Origin of the sequence: Neisseria sp. CP9, assembly GCF_047758525.1 — a bacterium.
Classification (GTDB): Bacteria; Pseudomonadota; Gammaproteobacteria; order Burkholderiales; family Neisseriaceae; genus Neisseria.
Genome location: NZ_CP180502.1, coordinates 2,870,954 through 2,887,905, shown reverse-complemented (window position 1 = coordinate 2,887,905; position 16,952 = coordinate 2,870,954). Strand labels below are relative to the sequence as shown.

At 49.6% G+C, this 16,952-nt stretch carries 13 protein-coding genes; 10 read left to right on the top strand and 3 right to left on the bottom strand.

Annotated features, from left to right (window positions below):
• The first annotated feature begins 95 nt into the window (after nt 1–95).
• The 3 genes from ACMYUL_RS14030 (at nt 96) to ACMYUL_RS14020 (ending at nt 4,939) form a co-directional block, all read left to right on the top strand.
• Nucleotides 96–1,397 carry a TolC family protein gene (locus tag ACMYUL_RS14030; protein ID WP_107825212.1) on the top strand — a complete coding sequence of 434 codons (1,302 nt, stop codon included), beginning with the start codon at nt 96–98 and terminating at the stop codon, nt 1,395–1,397.
• A 39-nt stretch (nt 1,398–1,436) separates the two neighbouring features.
• Nucleotides 1,437–3,620 (top strand): type I secretion system permease/ATPase, encoded by a 2,184-nt coding sequence (locus ACMYUL_RS14025; protein WP_415771247.1) that lies wholly within the window; start codon nt 1,437–1,439, stop codon nt 3,618–3,620.
• Between the two features lie 92 nt (nt 3,621–3,712).
• The gene (locus ACMYUL_RS14020) at nt 3,713–4,939 is read left to right on the top strand and encodes an HlyD family type I secretion periplasmic adaptor subunit (RefSeq protein WP_003756845.1); all 1,227 of its coding nucleotides are present in this window, start codon (nt 3,713–3,715) and stop codon (nt 4,937–4,939) included.
• A gap of 403 nt (nt 4,940–5,342) precedes the next feature.
• Here ACMYUL_RS14020 and ACMYUL_RS14015 read toward each other — a convergent pair whose 3' ends face one another.
• A complete protein-coding gene (locus ACMYUL_RS14015) occupies nt 5,343–5,672 on the bottom strand; it encodes a stress response protein (RefSeq protein WP_415771245.1) in 330 nt (109 codons plus the stop codon).
• Between the two features lie 488 nt (nt 5,673–6,160).
• Here ACMYUL_RS14015 and nrdA point away from each other — a divergent pair, with 488 nt between their 5' ends.
• The 4 genes from nrdA (at nt 6,161) to ACMYUL_RS13995 (ending at nt 10,796) form a co-directional block, all read left to right on the top strand.
• Complete coding sequence (nrdA, locus tag ACMYUL_RS14010; protein WP_415771243.1) at nt 6,161–8,440, top strand: class 1a ribonucleoside-diphosphate reductase subunit alpha; 2,280 nt, start codon at nt 6,161–6,163, stop codon at nt 8,438–8,440.
• 283 nt (nt 8,441–8,723) lie between these two features.
• Nucleotides 8,724–9,857: a class Ia ribonucleoside-diphosphate reductase subunit beta gene (gene nrdB, locus ACMYUL_RS14005; RefSeq protein WP_415771241.1), complete on the top strand. Its 1,134-nt coding sequence runs from the start codon at nt 8,724–8,726 to the stop codon at nt 9,855–9,857.
• A gap of 119 nt (nt 9,858–9,976) precedes the next feature.
• On the top strand, nt 9,977–10,279 hold the full coding sequence (gene yfaE, locus ACMYUL_RS14000) for a class I ribonucleotide reductase maintenance protein YfaE (protein ID WP_045073660.1): 303 nt from the start codon (nt 9,977–9,979) through the stop codon (nt 10,277–10,279).
• A 91-nt stretch (nt 10,280–10,370) separates the two neighbouring features.
• On the top strand, nt 10,371–10,796 hold the full coding sequence (locus tag ACMYUL_RS13995; protein ID WP_415771238.1) for a hypothetical protein: 426 nt from the start codon (nt 10,371–10,373) through the stop codon (nt 10,794–10,796).
• 74 nt (nt 10,797–10,870) lie between these two features.
• Here the strand turns inward: ACMYUL_RS13995 and uvrC are convergent, their stop codons facing one another.
• The gene (uvrC, locus tag ACMYUL_RS13990) at nt 10,871–12,706 is read right to left on the bottom strand and encodes an excinuclease ABC subunit UvrC (RefSeq protein WP_203025928.1); all 1,836 of its coding nucleotides are present in this window, start codon (nt 12,704–12,706) and stop codon (nt 10,871–10,873) included.
• Between the two features lie 158 nt (nt 12,707–12,864).
• On the opposite strand from uvrC, the gene ACMYUL_RS13985 reads away from it, so the two are divergent.
• Nucleotides 12,865–14,472: a YdgA family protein gene (locus ACMYUL_RS13985; RefSeq protein ID WP_415771236.1), complete on the top strand. Its 1,608-nt coding sequence runs from the start codon at nt 12,865–12,867 to the stop codon at nt 14,470–14,472.
• Between the two features lie 166 nt (nt 14,473–14,638).
• Here the strand turns inward: ACMYUL_RS13985 and ACMYUL_RS13980 are convergent, their stop codons facing one another.
• Entirely contained in the window at nt 14,639–15,121 is a 483-nt protein-coding gene (locus ACMYUL_RS13980; RefSeq protein ID WP_009311747.1) for a hypothetical protein, read from the bottom strand.
• Between the two features lie 397 nt (nt 15,122–15,518).
• Here ACMYUL_RS13980 and dnaQ point away from each other — a divergent pair, with 397 nt between their 5' ends.
• Nucleotides 15,519–16,241 (top strand): DNA polymerase III subunit epsilon, encoded by a 723-nt coding sequence (gene dnaQ / locus ACMYUL_RS13975; protein ID WP_415771227.1) that lies wholly within the window; start codon nt 15,519–15,521, stop codon nt 16,239–16,241.
• Nucleotides 16,238–16,924 carry a 2-C-methyl-D-erythritol 4-phosphate cytidylyltransferase gene (gene ispD / locus ACMYUL_RS13970; RefSeq protein ID WP_415771225.1) on the top strand — a complete coding sequence of 229 codons (687 nt, stop codon included), beginning with the start codon at nt 16,238–16,240 and terminating at the stop codon, nt 16,922–16,924. Before dnaQ ends, ispD begins: the two co-directional genes overlap by 4 nt.
• Nucleotides 16,925–16,952 lie beyond the last annotated feature (28 nt).

The following is a 16,952-nucleotide window of genomic DNA, read 5'->3' as shown; positions in this document are numbered from 1 at the left end:
ACCTTTCATCGCAATCTGAAAACAGGGATTCCGATTAATGATAATATGCTCAAAGAATTGATTTGCAATAGGCCACCCCTCTGCCAATCTGATAAATGACGAACCGTATTGTTGTGAATAATATGAAGAAAAAAACTTTTTTGAATCGTCCTGAGTCGTCCATCCTTCGCGCTGGCAAGCTTGCTGCCGCCGTTTGTGCGGCGGTGTGTGCGACAACAGCGCAGGCATATCCTTTGAAGGCTATTTTGCGGGATGCCATGGTGTCCGATCCGATTGTGAAGGAAGCGAAAGCGACCGAAGATTCGGCAAAAAGCACAACAAAGGCAACCCGTGCTCGGCATTATCCTGTGTTGACGCTGACCGGTACCAAAGTTTTGGCGCAGAAAAACAAATATTCCAGCAGCGATATGAGTGACGGTGTCGGCATACGCGGAACTGTGAATGTTTATTCATGGGGTGCCATCAATGCGGCGGTACGGCGCGATAAAAACAGAGAGCAGTACTACCATCATCGTTATTTCGAAAATCAGGAACGCTTGGGCAGCGACATCGGTAAACTTTATTTGACCGCATTACGCGCAAAAGAAATCCTGCGCATTAACCGTCAGAGCTTGGTTCGACACAATAATCTTCTGAAAGATTTGAATATTATTGTGAAATACGACAGCGGTCGCCGTTCCGAACTTATCGAAGCGCGTGCGCGCCAGTTGCAGGTCGAATCATCAATCGCGCAACAACAACGCACGATGGAATTGGCGTTGAGCCGCTTGTCCCGCTACACCGGACGGCAGTTGACGGCAGAAGATTTGGAAGATCCGTTTGCCAACGACAGCGCGGAATCATTGGTTCGCCGTTTCAAAACCGTCGATAACAACACCAATCCTTCCTATCGGGCGCAGGTAGCAGAACGCGACAGCGTGAAGGCAGATTTGGACGTTTCCAAGGCAGAACGTCTACCCGCCGTAAATTTGGAAGGTAATGCGAACCGCGACAACAGACAGCTTTATCTGAATGTGGCATGGAATGTCTTGGACGTTGCCGCGCGCCATAATGTGCAGAAAAATGCTGATGCATTGATTGCTGCCGAATCGAAATCCGAGCAGATTATGCGCGACATTACCGAGAAAACCCAAACTGCCGAAATCGACATGCGCGAGAGCGAACGCCGTGCCGATATTGCCGCGCAACATATTGCCGCTCAAAAAGACGTGGTTAAAACTTACGAGCTGCAATTTAAAATTGCCCGTCGCACGCTGACCGACGTTTTGGGCGCATACAACGAATTGTCCAGCATCGAGCAGGAAAATATTTCAGCGCGCAACGATTTCCGTGATGCCGCGTTGGATTATTTGGCTGCGCAGGCGCAAATGGCGAATTGGGCAGGCTTGAAGCAATAACATAAAATCTTAACATCATTACTCATTACGCGAATTATCATGAAAGCAATCATTGAACATATTGTGTTGGTTACCCGTCTCTTAGGGGCACCTGTGTCAGAAGCCGCGCTGACGGCAGAGGTGGTGCGGGATAAAAAACTCAATGTCAACTATCATTCTCTCGTCGAAGTCTTGCGCAGTCACGGCTTTGAAAACACATTGTCCAAGCGCAATCTGGAAGACATTCCATCGCTTGCCGTTCCTGTGATGATCATTCTTCACAACGAAGAAGCCGCCGTCATTACCAATATCGAAGGCTCGGGTCGAAACAGAAAATATCATATCCGTCAGGTAGATGGCTTGGAACAACAGCTTGATCATGACCAGCTTTCCGGTTTGTATCTGGGTTACTGCTGGTTTATCAAGCCTAAAATGGCGGCGGACACGCGTTCCGAATTGCCTGAATACCATCTCCCCAAAGCATGGTTCTGGAAAGTCATTTGGCGTTTCCGCAGCTATTACTATCAAGTGATTTTGGCGACCGTCATCATCAACTTCCTCGCCTTGGTCAGCTCGTTGTATGTCATGAACGTGTACGACCGCGTCATTCCCAACCAAGCCTATGAAACCCTGTGGGTTTTGAGTATCGGTGTTGTTCTCGCCATTTTGTTCGAATTTGCCGCCAAGATGATACGTGGTCATTTGACCGACATTGCCGGTAAAAAAGCCGACCTGATTATCAGCTCCGCCTTATTCCGCCGCGTGATGGCATTGCGCCTTGCCGACCGTCCCGCTTCGTCCGGCTCATACGCCAACAACCTGCGCGAATTTGAATCCGTACGCGAATTCATGACCAGCGCGAGCCTGTTGACTTTGGTGGATTTGCCGTTCCTGTTGCTGTTTATCTTTGTTATTTCGATAGTCGGTGGCAAACTGGCATTGGTTCCTTTGGCAATTATTCCGATTGTCGTCATTGTTGGCTTCATCGTCCAACGCCCCTTGTCGCGCCACATTAACGAATCCATGAAAGAAAGTTCGCAACGTTCAGGCCTTGCCGTAGAAGCCATCGAAGGCATCGAAACCCTGAAAACCAACAACGCGACTTCATGGGCGCAACAACGTTGGGACGAATACACCGCTAAAACCTCCGCTTCATCCATTAAAGTTAAAGATACCAGCAACTTCATGGTCAACTTCGCCGTTGCCATGCAGCAGCTCAATACTGTCTTTTTGGTCGTTGTCGGTACCTATCTGATTCATGCCGACAACCATGCGGAACGGATTACCATGGGTGCGCTGATTGCCTCCGTCATCCTGTCCGGCCGCGCGTTGGCGCCGTTGGCTCAAGTTGCCGGCCTTGCTACCCGCTTCCAACAGGCGAAGCTGGCATTAAGAGGTGTGAACGACATTGTTTCCCGTCCGATCGAACGCAGTCCCGAACGCAAATACATTACATTGGATAACGTTCAAGGCAATATCGCCTTTGAAAACGTAACGTTCAAATACAAAAACGAAAGCAACAACGCAGTTGACGAGTTGCGCATCAACATCCGACCCGGTGAAAAAGTCGGTATCCTCGGACGTATCGGCAGCGGTAAAAGTACCATGCTGAAGCTGGCGAGCGGTCTGTACGATACCGAAAAAGGCAACGTAACCCTCGACGGCGTCGATATGCGCCAACTTGATCCGAACTTCCTGCGTAACCAAGTCCTCCTGTTTAGCCAATCTCCACGCCTTTTCTTGGGTACATTGCGCGAAAACATGGATTTGGCGCGTGCCGACAGCTATTCAACCGACCAAGACCTGCTGTCTGCTCTCAAGCGTTTCGGTCTGGACCAAATCATTCGCAACCACCCGAGAGGCTTGGATATGCCTTTGGGTGAAGACGGCTTGGGTCTGTCCGGCGGTCAAAAACAAATCATCGCCCTCGCACGCATGACGCTGCGCGACCCCAAAGTCGTCCTTTTGGACGAGCCGACAACCAGCCTCGACCAAGGTACCGAACGCATGGCATTGAACGCGATTGCCCACTGGGGACGCAACCGCACCATGCTCTTGGTCACCCACCGTCCGCAAGTGCTGCAAATCGTTAACCGCATCATCGTAATGGAAAACGGCAAAGTCGTTATGGACGGCCCGCGCGATTTAGTCTTGCAAAAACTGATGCAAAACGAGCAAAACAAAGTCAAAGCAGCACAACAAGCGCAGGAAAACCAACGTCCCGGCGAAGCGGCGCAAGCATGACGAAAAGGGAAAAGGTCGTCTGAAAACACAAGCAGAAAGCGTTTCAGACGACCTCTTTGAAAACAACAAACAGATACCGAAGATTCATCATTATGAGCGAAAACAACGTTAAATCCAAAGACCTGCATCTCATTAACGATTTGAATGCAGCCTTGCAAAAAGAAAAACACAGCGGCCAATTTTGGGTCATCATCCTGTTTTTCCTGCTGCTCGTCGTCTTTGTCGTATGGGCATACAACAGCACTGTCGAAGAAGTAACCCGCGGCAACGGCAACGTTATCCCCAGCAGCCGCGAACAAGTCATCCAAAGCCTGGACGCCGGCGTCATTACCCAAATGATGGTTAAAGAAGGCGATTTGGTCGAAAAAGACCAAATCCTGCTGAAGCTCGACGATACGCGCAGTCTTGCCGTATTGCGCGAGAGCGAAGCCAAAGTCCAAAACCTCGAGGCCACCATCGCCCGCCTGAAAGCCGAAGCTTACGGCGGCAAACTCACGTTCCCCAACAGCGTCAGCCCCGAACTCCGCCGCCGCGAAACCGCCGCATATAATGCTCGCCGCCAAGCCATGACCGATGCCGTACAAAGTCTGGTACAAAGCAAAGCGGCGCTTGACCGCGAAATCGCCATTACTGCACCTATGGTGGCACAAGGCGTTATGTCCGAAGTCGAACTCCTCAAAATGCGCCGCGAATCCAGCGATCTGACCCTGCAAATTGCCGAACGCCGCAACCGTTACAGAACAGATGCCAACAACGAACTTGTGCAATCCGAATCCGAGCTGGCGCAATCCAAAGAAAACATGGCAATGCGCGCCGACCCGGTTGACCGCTCCCAAATCCGCTCCCCCATGCGTGGCATCGTCAAAAACATCAAAATCAATACCATCGGCGGCGTAGTCAACCCGGGCGAAGAAATCATGCAAATTGTTCCCGTTGACGACAAACTCCTTGTCGAAGCCTATATCCGTCCGCAAGACATCGCCTTCGTCCGCGCAGGACAGCCCGCACTGGTCAAAGTCAGCGCATATGACTACTCCATCTACGGTGGATTGGAAGGCAAAGTTACCCTTGTCGGCGCAGATACCGTCAGCAACTCCATGCAAAGCCGTGCCAACGATCTGAAGCTCGACCCCAACCAAGTTTACTACCGAGTCATCGTCCAAACTGAGAACAACGCCCTGAAAGACAAAAACGGTAAAGACATGCCGATTATTCCGGGTATGGTTGCCACAGTGGATATTAAAACCGGCGAAAAAACCATCTTCCAATACCTGATCAAACCGATTACCCGTATGAAACAGGCATTGAGCGAGCGTTAATTTCCCGAATAAAACTTGCTTAACATTCAAAAAGGTCGTCTGAAAAACCGGGCTGCGTCCAAATCTTGGACGTTCATAAAACCCTATTTAGGCGTTCTATATAAGCTGGGTTCTGTATACGACAGGGCTCAGCTTTTTTCACTTTCAAACTGTAACGCTCCCAGATGCAGTAATCCATACAATCATATTCGTCCACCGTCAATTCTCCTGAACGGTAGGAGCATTTCGTTTAATACCGTAAAGAAGCCCTCCATCTGCGTTGTCTTATGCGACTGTATAAATAATGGGATGCGGTTTGTTATTTGAAGCGTAACTTTGGTCATAAAAACTGCACCCGTATGTTTGGATGGAATATCCAACTTTTGGGGTGCAATCCGGTTTTTTCAGACGACCTTTATCCGTTTTAGCGACGGAATTTGCCGTGGTCGAAATCATCAAATGCTTCATAAGCCGCTTGGCATTGGATGCGTTGTTCTTTATACGGCAGTTGGCGGAAGGCTTTCCGGGCTTTGGCGTTTTCTTTCAGCTCGGCTTTGTTGCCTTTGTGTTTGTACCATGCAGCGCGACGGTCAAGATATTTTTTGCAGACAGGATGCAGCTTGCTTTGTTTGGCTTGGGTTTGAGCGTGGTGGGTTTTATGATGTTTGCGGGTGGCTGCATCGGCAGGTTGGGTTGCAAAACCCAGTATCAGTGCTGCAGATAGGGCGGGAATAAAGCTTTTCCTCAATAACATGGCGGACTCCTGTTTATTTAAAAGGTGCATTTCATTATATTCATGGCTTTTGTAAAAAGGAAATTTGGCAGGATGGGTCGTCTGAAAAAGCAAGCGGGGTATTTAAAGCATTTTGATGAAACCCATCTTCCATTACATATTATCAAGCAGAGAAAATAATAAACTACATAAATTATCACGGTTCAGACGACTTCATGTTGCATATGTCATCCATTGTCATGCTGTTTATTTTCAAAATTTAACACAAATCCGAATTTGCCTTATTTCATAAGCGCATAGCCGCATGAGGGTTTTGATGCTAAAAAACGCATCTTTGCGGTAAGGCTTGAATCATAGGGAAAGAGGTCGTCTGAAAGAAAATTGGGAAAAGTCCGATTTCAAAATAGCGGCCTTGTCAAGACTGGATAAGCGACGAAAAATACACTATATTGTGCCACTCGATATTAATACATACTGTATCTTGTGTTTCAGGATGGAGAAAACTCACGATGAATGCACCGACTGATTTGAAAGTAACCAAGCGCGACGGACGTTTGGAAAATCTTGACTTAGACAAAATCCACCGCGTCGTTACTTGGGCGGCGGAAGGCTTGAAAAACGTCTCCGTATCGCAAGTCGAGCTCAAATCGCACATCCAGTTTTACAACGGCATCCGCACCGACGACATCCACGAAACCATTATCAAGGCGGCTGCCGACCTGATTTCTCAGGATACGCCCGATTATCAATATCTCGCCGCGCGTCTGGCGATTTTCCACCTGCGAAAAATCGCTTACGGCGAGTTCGAACCGCCGCATCTCTTTGACCACGTTAAAAAACTCACCGATGCGGGCAAATACGACCGCCACATCATCGAAGATTACAGCCGCGAAGAGTTTGACGAGCTGAATGCCTATATCGACCACAGCCGCGACATGACCTTCTCGTATGCCGCCGTGAAGCAGCTCGAAGGCAAATATCTGGTGCAGAATCGCGTGACCCGCCAGATTTATGAAACGCCGCAGTTTTTATACATCTTGGTGGCGATGTGCCTCTTCAGCAAATACCCGAAAGAGACGCGTTTGGATTACGTCAAACGCTTTTACGATGCCGTTTCCACATTCAAAGTATCGCTACCAACCCCGATTATGAGCGGCGTGCGTACGCCTACGCGCCAGTTCTCAAGCTGCGTATTGATTGAATGCGACGACAGTCTGGATTCCATCAACGCCACCACCAGCGCGATTGTGAAATACGTTTCCCAACGCGCGGGTATCGGCATCAACGCCGGACGTATCCGCGGCTTGGGTAGCGAAATCCGCGGCGGTGAAGCGCAACATACCGGCTGCATCCCGTTTTTCAAAATGTTCCAAGCGGCGGTTAAATCCTGTTCGCAAGGCGGCGTGCGCGGCGGCGCGGCAACCTTGTTCTACCCCTTGTGGCACATCGAAGCCGAAAGCCTGTTGGTATTGAAAAACAACCGTGGCGTGGAAGACAACCGCATCCGCCAGCTTGATTACGGCGTACAAATCAACCGCCTGCTGTACACACGCCTGATTAAAGGCGGCAACATTACGCTGTTTTCGCCCAACGAAGTCCCCGGCCTGTACGACGCGTTCTTTGCCGACCAAGACGAATTCGAGCGTCTCTATACGAAATACGAGCAAGACCCGAACATCCGCAAACGTACCTTGTCGGCTACCGATTTGTTCTCCACGCTGATGCAGGAACGTGCCGGAACGGGACGCATCTATATCCAAAACGTTGACCACTGCAACACGCACAGTCCGTTTGACCCGCGCGTCGCGCCCGTGCACCAGTCCAACCTGTGCATGGAAATCGCCCTGCCGACCAAACCGCTGGACAACATCAACGACCCGAACGGCGAAATCGCCCTGTGCACCTTGTCCGCCTTCAACTTGGGCGCATTAAACAGCTTGGATGAACTGGAAGGGCTTGCCGATTTGACCGTGCGCGCACTCGATGCCTTGCTGGATTATCAAGACTATCCGGTCGAAGCCGCCCGTACCGCGACCATGAACCGCCGCACGCTCGGCATCGGGGTCATCAACTACGCTTACTATCTGGCGAAAAACGGCGTCCGTTACAGTGATGATTCCGCGCTCGGCCTGACCCACCGTACCTTTGAAGCCATGCAGTATTACCTGCTCAAAGCATCGGTAAACCTTGCCAAAGAATACGGCGCGTGCCCGCTGTTCAACCAAACCGTTTATTCGCAAGGCAAACTGCCCATCGATACCTACAAAAAAGACTTGGATGCCGTATGCAGCGAACCGCTGTTGTGCGACTGGGAAAGCCTGCGCTCCGACATCGTCAAATACGGTCTGCGCAACTCCACCCTGACCGCACTCATGCCGTCTGAAACCAGTTCGCAAATTGCCAACGCCACCAACGGCATCGAGCCGCCGCGCGGATTGGTAACGGTTAAAGCCTCGAAAGACGGCATCCTGAAACAAGTCGTACCAGAATTTGAAACCCTGAAAGACGCCTACGAAACCCTATGGCAGCTTCCGGGCAACGAAGGCTATCTGAAACTTGTCGGCGTGATGCAAAAATTCGTCGATCAGGCGATTTCCGCCAACACCGCCTACGACCCAGGCAAATTTGAAGGCAACAAAGTTTCCATGAAACAAATGCTCAAAGACCTGCTGACCACCTATAAATACGGCGTCAAAACCCTGTACTACCATAACACCCGCGACGGCGCGGACGATACGCAGACCGATATTCAGGATGACGGCTGCGCGGGCGGGGCTTGTAAGATTTAAGGGCTAGAGTTTTATTAACAGAACTTCTTCAGGAAGTCTGTAATTAAAATTTAGGCTTCTTGAGGAGGATATTCATCATTATAAATATATGAATTTTATGGATATTCCTTCAATTATTGATAGTTTAGGACGCAATAAAGACGTAACATATTTGATTGCGATTGTATTAATTTATTCAGTCAAACAGCTCAAAGATGTTCTGTGTAATAAAAATTTCCGAAAAACCGTCAAAAAATTATATAAAGACAAGGATTTAGAATAAATGTCTTGTGAACACCTAGTCATGTCATACAGCACCTTTTCCAAAACCAAAAACGACGCGCTGAAAGAGCCAATGTTTTTCGGTCAGCCGGTAAATGTTGCCCGCTATGACCAGCAGAAATACGAAGTATTTGAGAAACTGATTGAAAAGCAACTGTCGTTTTTCTGGCGGCCGGAAGAAATCGACGTGTCGCGTGACCGTATCGACTATGCGAACTTGCCCGAACACGAAAAACATATTTTCATCAGCAATCTGAAATACCAAACCTTGCTCGATTCCATCCAAGGTCGCAGTCCGAACGTTGCCTTGTTGCCTTTGGTGTCGATTCCCGAGTTGGAAACTTGGATTGAAACGTGGAGCTTTAGCGAAACCATACACTCGCGCAGCTATACCCACATTATCCGCAATATCGTGAATGATCCGTCGGTCGTGTTCGACGACATTGTGCAGAACGAATACATCATCGCCCGCGCCGAAGACATCGCCTGCTATTACGATGATTTAATCGAATATACCCAGTATTACAACCTGTTGGGCGAAGGGACGCACAATATCGGCGGCAGGCTCGTTACCGTGTCTTTGCGCGAGTTGAAGAAAAAGCTCTATCTTTGCCTGATGTGCGTTAACGTGTTGGAAGCCATCCGTTTCTACGTCTCATTCGCCTGCTCGTTCGCTTTTGCCGAGCGCGAGTTGATGGAAGGCAACGCCAAAATCATCAAACTGATTGCCCGCGACGAAGCCCTGCACCTGACCAGCACCCAGCATATGCTCAACCTGATGCGCGCCGGTGCCGACGATCCTGAAATGGCGGAAATCGCCGTCGAGTTGCAGGACGAATGTTTCAAACTCTTCAAAAAAGCGGCGGAGCAGGAAAAAGAATGGGCTGCCTATCTGTTTAAAGACGGTTCCATGATTGGTCTGAACAAGGAAATTCTGGCGCAATATGTCGAATACATCACCAACCTGCGTATGCAGGCGGTCGGCTTGCCTGCCGGATTCGAAGGCGCTACCCAAAACCCGATTCCGTGGATTAACGCGTGGCTGTCGTCCGACAACGTACAGGTCGCGCCGCAGGAAGTGGAAATTTCTTCTTACTTAATCGGTCAGATCGATTCGGAAGTCAGCGCGGACGATTTGGGCGATTTCGAACTGTAATCAAACTCGGCGGTTTTTCCGCATTTCCATCATCAGAGGTCGTCTGAACAGGTGTAGAAACGAAATCAAAGATTTCGGTTACACCGTGCAGACGGCCTTTCCCGCTTAAACAGATAATAATGGCACTCATCAGTACACACGACAAAACCTTCGAGCTTCAAGAAGGCGAAACCTTATTGGAGGGCTTGGAGCGCACCGGCCACGAGGTCGAATACCAGTGCCGAAGCGGCTATTGCGGTTCCTGCCGCGTCAAAATATTAGACGGTAGGGTGTCCTACGACGATTTCCCGCTGGCGTTTGTCGCACCCGGCGAGATTCTGCCGTGTTGCTGTCGGGTTCACGAGGACATTAAGGTCGATTGCCGCGGGCGGGTGAGCGAACCGGATTTGTTCGATGTCGGTTTGTTTGATGAGCGGGATTGAGTCGGTTGAAACCCAATTGTATTATTTTCAGTTCTTTGTTTTGATCATAGGCTCTTCAAATTTAGGTGTAACCGTATTTAGGTGTAATCGTATGAATGTCGCTAAGGGTTTATTGGTTTCAGTTTTATGTTTGAGCTCGGGTTTACTTGCTGCTCAAAATCATCATTCCCAATGGAAAAAAGTTTATGAAAGGGATTTGACGGATTTTGAATTGAGTCCGGAGGGGAGCGGGTTGGTATTGTTTGCCCAACCGCAAGGACGTTGCAGGATGGATGTTGATTTTTATGGGGAAACGGGACAGGATAAATACCGGTATGAATTTACCCGAGACCGTTTGACGGCAGGTTCGCATCAGGAATACCGCTATACCGCTGCATCGTTGTCGGAAGTAACCAAAGATAAAATAAAATTGGTGCGGAATGAGAAGCTGAATCCTGCTTCAGGCGCGGTAAAGAAAGAATTTCGGAATATTTATCAATACGTTCCTAATAAGGTTTTAAAAAAATATTGTTTTTGATATGGCATGGCAAATAAAGCAAGAGGTCGTCTGAAAACTTTTCAGACGACCTTTTTCCATATTCATCCCATCGTTTAATGCAGATGCTCGTAAATGGTTTCCGCCAATGCCTTGCTGATGCCTTCAACTTGTTCCAAATCTTCTTTGCTGGCAGCAACGACGCCACGCAGGCCACCAAAGCGGGTGAGCAGGGCTTGGCGGCGTTTGCTGCCTACGCCGGGGATGTCGCTGAGGGACGAGGTAACGCGGGCTTTGTCGCGTTTTTTGCGGTGGCCGGTGATGGCGAAGCGGTGCGATTCGTCGCGCACGGTTTGCAGGAGGTGCAGGGCGGGGCTGTTGGGCGGCAGGCGGAAGGTTTCGCCGGTGAACGGGAGGATGAGTTCTTCCATGCCGGCTTTGCGTTCGGGGCCTTTGGCGATACCGACCAAGGGGATGTGCAGCCCGAGTTCTTCCCATACGGACACGGCGATGCCGATCTGTCCTTTGCCACCGTCAATCAATACGACATCGGGCCATTTGACTGCCTCGCCGTTGGCTTCGGCTTCCTGCATTTTGCCGTAGCGGCGGGTAAGGACTTCGCGCATGGCGGCGTAGTCGTCGCCGGGTTTGGCGGTGGTGATGTTGTAGCGGCGGTATTGCGAGGGTTGGATGTTTTGTTCGTCGTACACGACACAGGAGGCGATGGTGGCTTCGCCTTGGGTGTGGCTGATGTCGAAGCACTCGAGGCGGTTGAGGTCGTCTGAATTCATGTTCAGGATTTTTGCCAGCTCGTCGATGCGGTGTTGTTGGCTGCTTTGTTGCAGGCGGCGTTGGGCAATCGCCATTTGTGCGTTTTGTTCCGCCATTTTCAGCCAGACTTTGCGTTCGCCTATGGTTTTGGTCACGAACTGCATTTGTTTGCCGTGTTCGCCCTCTAGGGCTTCTTTCAATGCGTCGGGGACGGGGAAGTTGCTGATGATGATGTCGGGTTTGTTTTTGCCCAGATAGTGTTGGGCAACGAAGGCTTCGGCGTAGTCTTGCCCGTTTGGTTCGGGGTCGTTTTTGGTGTCGGGGAAGAAGCTTTTGTCGCCGACGTGCCGCCCGCCGCGTATGCTGACCCAGTGTACGCAGACGAGGCCGTCTGAAACTGCGAGCGCAAGCAGGTCGATGTCGTTGGGGTTGTTGGGGTTTTTGCTGTCGATGAACTGGTTGCTCTGCATGATGCCGAGTGCCTGGATTTGGTCGCGGTAGCGGGCGGCTTCTTCAAATTGCAGGTTGGCGGCGGCGGTCTGCATTTTGTGTTGCAGGGTGCGGGTCAGTTCGTCGGTTTTACCGTTGAGGAAGGTGGCGGCTTGGCGCACGCTGTCGCGGTAGTCTTCTTCGCTGATGTGTCCGACGCAGGGCGCGGTGCAGCGTTTGATTTGATACAGCAGGCAAGGGCGGTCGCGGTGTTCGAACACGCTGTCTTCGCAGGTACGCAGCATGAAGACTTTTTGCAGGACTTGGATGCTGTCGCGCACGGCGTTGCTGTTGGGATAGGGGCCGAAGTATTGGTTGGGCTTTTTCAGCGTGCCTCGGTAATACGCCATCTGCGGATATTGATGTCCGCTGAGCATGAGGTAAGGATAGCTTTTGTCGTCGCGGAAAAGGATATTGTATTTGGGCGACAGGGCTTTGATGAAGTTGTTTTCGAGAATCAGGGCTTCGGCTTCGGAGCGGGTGATGGTGGTTTCGATGTGGTGAACCTGTTTCACCATCAATGCGATGCGCGGGGAATGGTCGTTTTTCTGGAAATAACCGGACACGCGCCGCTTGAGGTTGACCGCTTTGCCAACGTATAAGACGTTGCCGCCTTCGTCGAAAAAACGGTATACGCCGGGCAGGTTGGGCAGGTTTTTGAGGAAGAGGGGGATGTCGAAGTCCGTGGTCATGGGGCGGGTGGTAGTGGTCAAGTTTTCAGACGACCCGATTATAAATCAGAACGCTTGAAATAATAGAATGCAAGTGGTCGGTATATAAGGATGGGAAAGTACCAAATATAGGTTTATTTGTACCGCCCAGGTCTCCCAAAAGACAAATCGGTCAAAAAATGCTATTCTTATCGCTTTCAACCTATCTGTTTGTAGCAATGAAAAAGTATCTTATTTCGACCGTTGCCGTAGCCATCGCCGCCGGCCTCGGTGCGCCTTACTACTTCGGCATCAAAGCAGAAGAAACCCTGACTGCACAACAAAAGCTGTTGCAGGAATCAGGTTTTCTAACCGTAGAATCCCACCAATATGATCGAGGCTGGTTCGGTGCGACCGAAACTACGGTCATACGCCTGAAACCGACATTGCTTCAAAATACCCAGCAATATCTGCCCGATAATCTGAAAACCGTCTTGCAAGAGCCGATTACGGTTGTGAACCATATCAGCCATGGTCCGTTTGCCGGCGGTTTCGGTACTCAGGCTCATGTGGAAACAGAGTTTAAATACCATCCGGAAACCGAAAAAGTATTGTCTCGCTTCTTTGGCCAACAAGCTCCGTTGACCATGAGCAATACGATTTATTTCGGAGGAAGCGGCAAGCTTCAACTCAGCGTTCCGGCTTTCGACTATGAAGAGTTGTCCGGCATCAAGCTCAGCTGGAAAGGCTTGAGCGGCAACACCGATTACGAAAAAGATTTCCAAAGCTACCGCCACGACTATACCGCTCCGTCTTTGCAGATCAAGTTGGCGGACAAAGGCGATGTTTCGATGGAAAACCTACATTTCCAATCTGAGACTTCAGACGGACTCAACAAGCTTTCTTTGGGCAAAAGCAGCATTACTTTGGATAAATTCCTGCTGCAATGGAAAGAAAATATTGATTACAACGTCAAGCTGAACGAGCTGGTCAATCTCGTGACCAATCTGCAAATCGGCGCATTTATCAATCCGACCGGCAGTATCGCGCCTTCCAAAATCGAAGTCAGCAAACTGAAATTTGATACCAATACCAACGAAGTTGATAAATTCATCAACAGCGAAGGACGGTTCCAATTTGAAGAGCTGGTTTATGGCGAAGATAAATATGGTCCGCTGGATATCAATGTGGCCGCAGAGCATTTGGACGGCAAAGGTTTGCAGGCTTTGAAAGCCAAGCTTGCCGAAGTCGCCAATAAGAAAATGAGTGAGGAAGAAATCCAAAACGCCTTGCTCCAAACCGCTAAAAACGAAGCTTCTAGTTTATTTACCAATGATCCGGTGCTGAATGTCAAAACATTCAAATTCATCATGCCGCAAGGTCAAGTGGATGTCAGCGGTAAACTCGCCTTTAAAGGCTTGGCGGCAAAAGATTTGAACAGCCTCAGCGAAATGTTGAAAAAAACCCATGCCGATTTCAATGTGAGCGTTCCGAAAAAACTGTTGGAGCAGATGGCAATCAACCAAGCGCGCAGCCTGTTTAGCGTCAATGCCGAAGATGAAGAAGCCGGACGCGCAGGAATTGAAGATATCAATGAAACGCTGCGTCTGATGGTGGACAGCACTGTGAAAAGTATGGCGCAGGAGCAATACCTGACTTTGGAAGAAAACAACATCAAAACCCATCTGACCCTGCAAAACAACGAATTGAAATTGAATGGCAAGGTGTTGCAAAACGAGCCTGAGCCTGATTTTGACGAGCAGGACATGTTGCCGGAAAACCTGTCTTCATCTGAAGCAGGCAAGTAAACGGCAATAGACAAAAGGTCGTCTGAAACCGGATTTGAAGTTTGAATCCGATTTCAGACGACCTTTTTTGATTGGTTTGATGGAAGCCATGTTGAGTTGCAGGCAAAAAAAATCGCCCCTTTAATTTTAAGGGGCGCAAAAGGAACACAAACCACTACCAAAACTGTTACAGGGCGAACTCCTCTAATTGACGTTGATGGGTTGCCGGATAAAGTGCCTTCATCAAATCATAGGGTGAAAGCGACAAATCTTTGCTTTTGGTCGTCAAACGACCTTGCTGCGGTGTCAGTTCAAGCAAACGGGCATCAGACGCATGAATAAACTTTTCTTTTGCCTTCTGCATTTTGCGTTGTAAAACGGAAACGACGCGACTGTACAAACTGTCTTTTTGTTTAACCTCCCGAGTGCTGGCGACCCAGCTTAAACGGGAATGGCTGTCTTCATCTTCAATTAGGAGGATACCGGTTTGCGGCTGCTCCGATTTACCCATGCAGGGAAGCCAAACATAATAACGACCATCGAGCGTAACATATACGGCATCATGTACTTCGCAATCATCGCAACACTGGGTTGCCAAAAGAGAGCGGATGGTATGTTGGTGCAGTCTCAGAATGTCGAGAGAGACTTGCTGGAAAATATTTTCAGGCATTTTCTTCTCCTTTCGTTCTGTAGTGCGTTGATTTCGTTTCGATGAATTGCATTATACGGATAATTTCAAAATTTGCAAATGATAATTGTTATTATTATGAAGATGTGTAATAAGATAATGATTTTTATAGAAATTAATTTTTAAAAAATTATAAAAGTTGAGTGATTTACTCGGAATTTAGAGAAAACAAGCCTTAGCGGAAATACGAAGATAAATACGTCTGGAAAATTGTCAGCAAAATTTCTTGTCAGGCTGCATTCACGCCCTAAGAAATATTGCATTCAAATACACGCGTCCCGATAATACACGCGTCCCGATTTTTGCTGACTATACATTTTTAGCAGCCTTGCGTATGATTCAAGGCATTTTATCAATGAGCGATATACAGAAGATTCCTATGAGCAAACGCCAGATTATCCTTGATACCGAAACCACGGGCCTTTATGCCGAAGGCGGCGACCGCTTGGTCGAGTTTGCCGGTCTGGAAATGATCAACCGCCAGATGACCGACAACAACCTTCATTTATATGTTCATCCCGAACGCGATATGCCTGAAGAAGCGGCGAAGGTACACGGCCTGACCATTGAGGTTTTGGAAGAGAAAAACGCACCGCCGTTTGCCGAAGTAGGGCGTCAGATTGCCGATTTTATACGCGATGCTGAGTTGATTATTCACAACGCCAAGTTTGACGTCGGCTTCTTGAACATGGAATTCCGCCGTATGGGGCTACCTTCCATTGAGAAACTTGGCTGTACCGTAACCGACACGCTGGCGATGGCGCGGGAAATGTTCCCCGGTCAGAAAGCCAGTTTGGATGCTTTGTGCAACCGCCTTTCCGTCGACCGAAGCAAGCGCGTGCTGCACGGCGCGTTGATTGACTGCGAGCTTTTGGGCGAAGTGTATCTCGCCATGACGCGCCAGCAGTTTGATTTAATGGGCGGCGAAAAAGAAGAAGACGAGGAAGTCAAACCGGTCATTATTACCGAGACCAAGCGTCCGGCGCATCTGAAAGTCATCAAAGCCAACGCTGAGGAGCTCGCCGCTCATGAACAATATTTGGACGGTTTGGGCGAAGCCTGTCTGTGGCGCAAAGCCGAAACAGCCGGAGCCGAAGCATGACGCGCCGCAATATCGCCCTGATTCCGGCCGCCGGTATCGGAGCGCGCTTTGGGGCGGGAACGCCCAAGCAATACGTTGAAATCAACGGCAAAACCGTGTTGCAGCATACGATAGACATTTTTGAAAAACATCCTGCCATCGATTTGATTGCCGTTATCGTATCGCCCGAAGACCAAACGTTTCAGACGACCCCTTCCAGTAAAACACGCGTATTTCGTGTAGGCGGAGCAAGCCGTGCCGAAACGGTGCGCAACGGCGTATCCGCATTGGTGGTTCAAGGTTTGGCGGCGGAACAGGACAACATTCTTGTTCACGATGCCGCCCGTTGCTGCCTGCCGCCCGAGGCTTTGACCCGTCTGATTGAAGAAGCGGGCGGACAAGAGCAGGGCGGTATTTTGGCAGTACCCGTTGCCGATACACTCAAACGCGCCGACGGTAAAAACCATATCGGCGAAACCGTTTCCCGCGCCGGATTGTGGCAGGCGCAAACCCCGCAGCTTTTTCAGACGGCCTTATTGCACCGAGCTTTGTCGGCAGAGGATTTGAGCGGTATTACAGACGAAGCGTCGGCGGTGGAAAAGCTGGGCGTGCAGCCGCTGCTGGTGCAGGGCGATACGCGCAATTTGAAGCTGACGCTGTCGCAGGATGAATTTATTGTGAGGCTGTTGTTGCAGGTTGTCTGAAAATCGTTTTTCAGACGACCTGACATTG

Excerpts from the sequence above, each read along its gene's own strand:
- ACMYUL_RS13980 (WP_009311747.1), bottom strand. The coding sequence starts at position 15,121 with ATGCCTGAAAATATTTTCCAGCAAGTCTCTCTCGACATTCTGAGACTG.
- nrdB (WP_415771241.1), top strand. The coding sequence starts at position 8,724 with ATGTCATACAGCACCTTTTCCAAAACCAAAAACGACGCGCTGAAAGAG.
- ACMYUL_RS13995 (WP_415771238.1), top strand. The coding sequence starts at position 10,371 with ATGAATGTCGCTAAGGGTTTATTGGTTTCAGTTTTATGTTTGAGCTCG.
- uvrC (WP_203025928.1), bottom strand. The coding sequence starts at position 12,706 with ATGACCACGGACTTCGACATCCCCCTCTTCCTCAAAAACCTGCCCAAC.
- ACMYUL_RS14025 (WP_415771247.1), top strand. The coding sequence starts at position 1,437 with ATGAAAGCAATCATTGAACATATTGTGTTGGTTACCCGTCTCTTAGGG.
- ACMYUL_RS14020 (WP_003756845.1), top strand. The coding sequence starts at position 3,713 with ATGAGCGAAAACAACGTTAAATCCAAAGACCTGCATCTCATTAACGAT.
- nrdA (WP_415771243.1), top strand. The coding sequence starts at position 6,161 with ATGAATGCACCGACTGATTTGAAAGTAACCAAGCGCGACGGACGTTTG.
- ACMYUL_RS14015 (WP_415771245.1), bottom strand. The coding sequence starts at position 5,672 with ATGTTATTGAGGAAAAGCTTTATTCCCGCCCTATCTGCAGCACTGATA.
- ACMYUL_RS14030 (WP_107825212.1), top strand. The coding sequence starts at position 96 with ATGACGAACCGTATTGTTGTGAATAATATGAAGAAAAAAACTTTTTTG.
- ACMYUL_RS13985 (WP_415771236.1), top strand. The coding sequence starts at position 12,865 with ATGCTATTCTTATCGCTTTCAACCTATCTGTTTGTAGCAATGAAAAAG.
- yfaE (WP_045073660.1), top strand. The coding sequence starts at position 9,977 with ATGGCACTCATCAGTACACACGACAAAACCTTCGAGCTTCAAGAAGGC.
- ispD (WP_415771225.1), top strand. The coding sequence starts at position 16,238 with ATGACGCGCCGCAATATCGCCCTGATTCCGGCCGCCGGTATCGGAGCG.
- dnaQ (WP_415771227.1), top strand. The coding sequence starts at position 15,519 with ATGAGCAAACGCCAGATTATCCTTGATACCGAAACCACGGGCCTTTAT.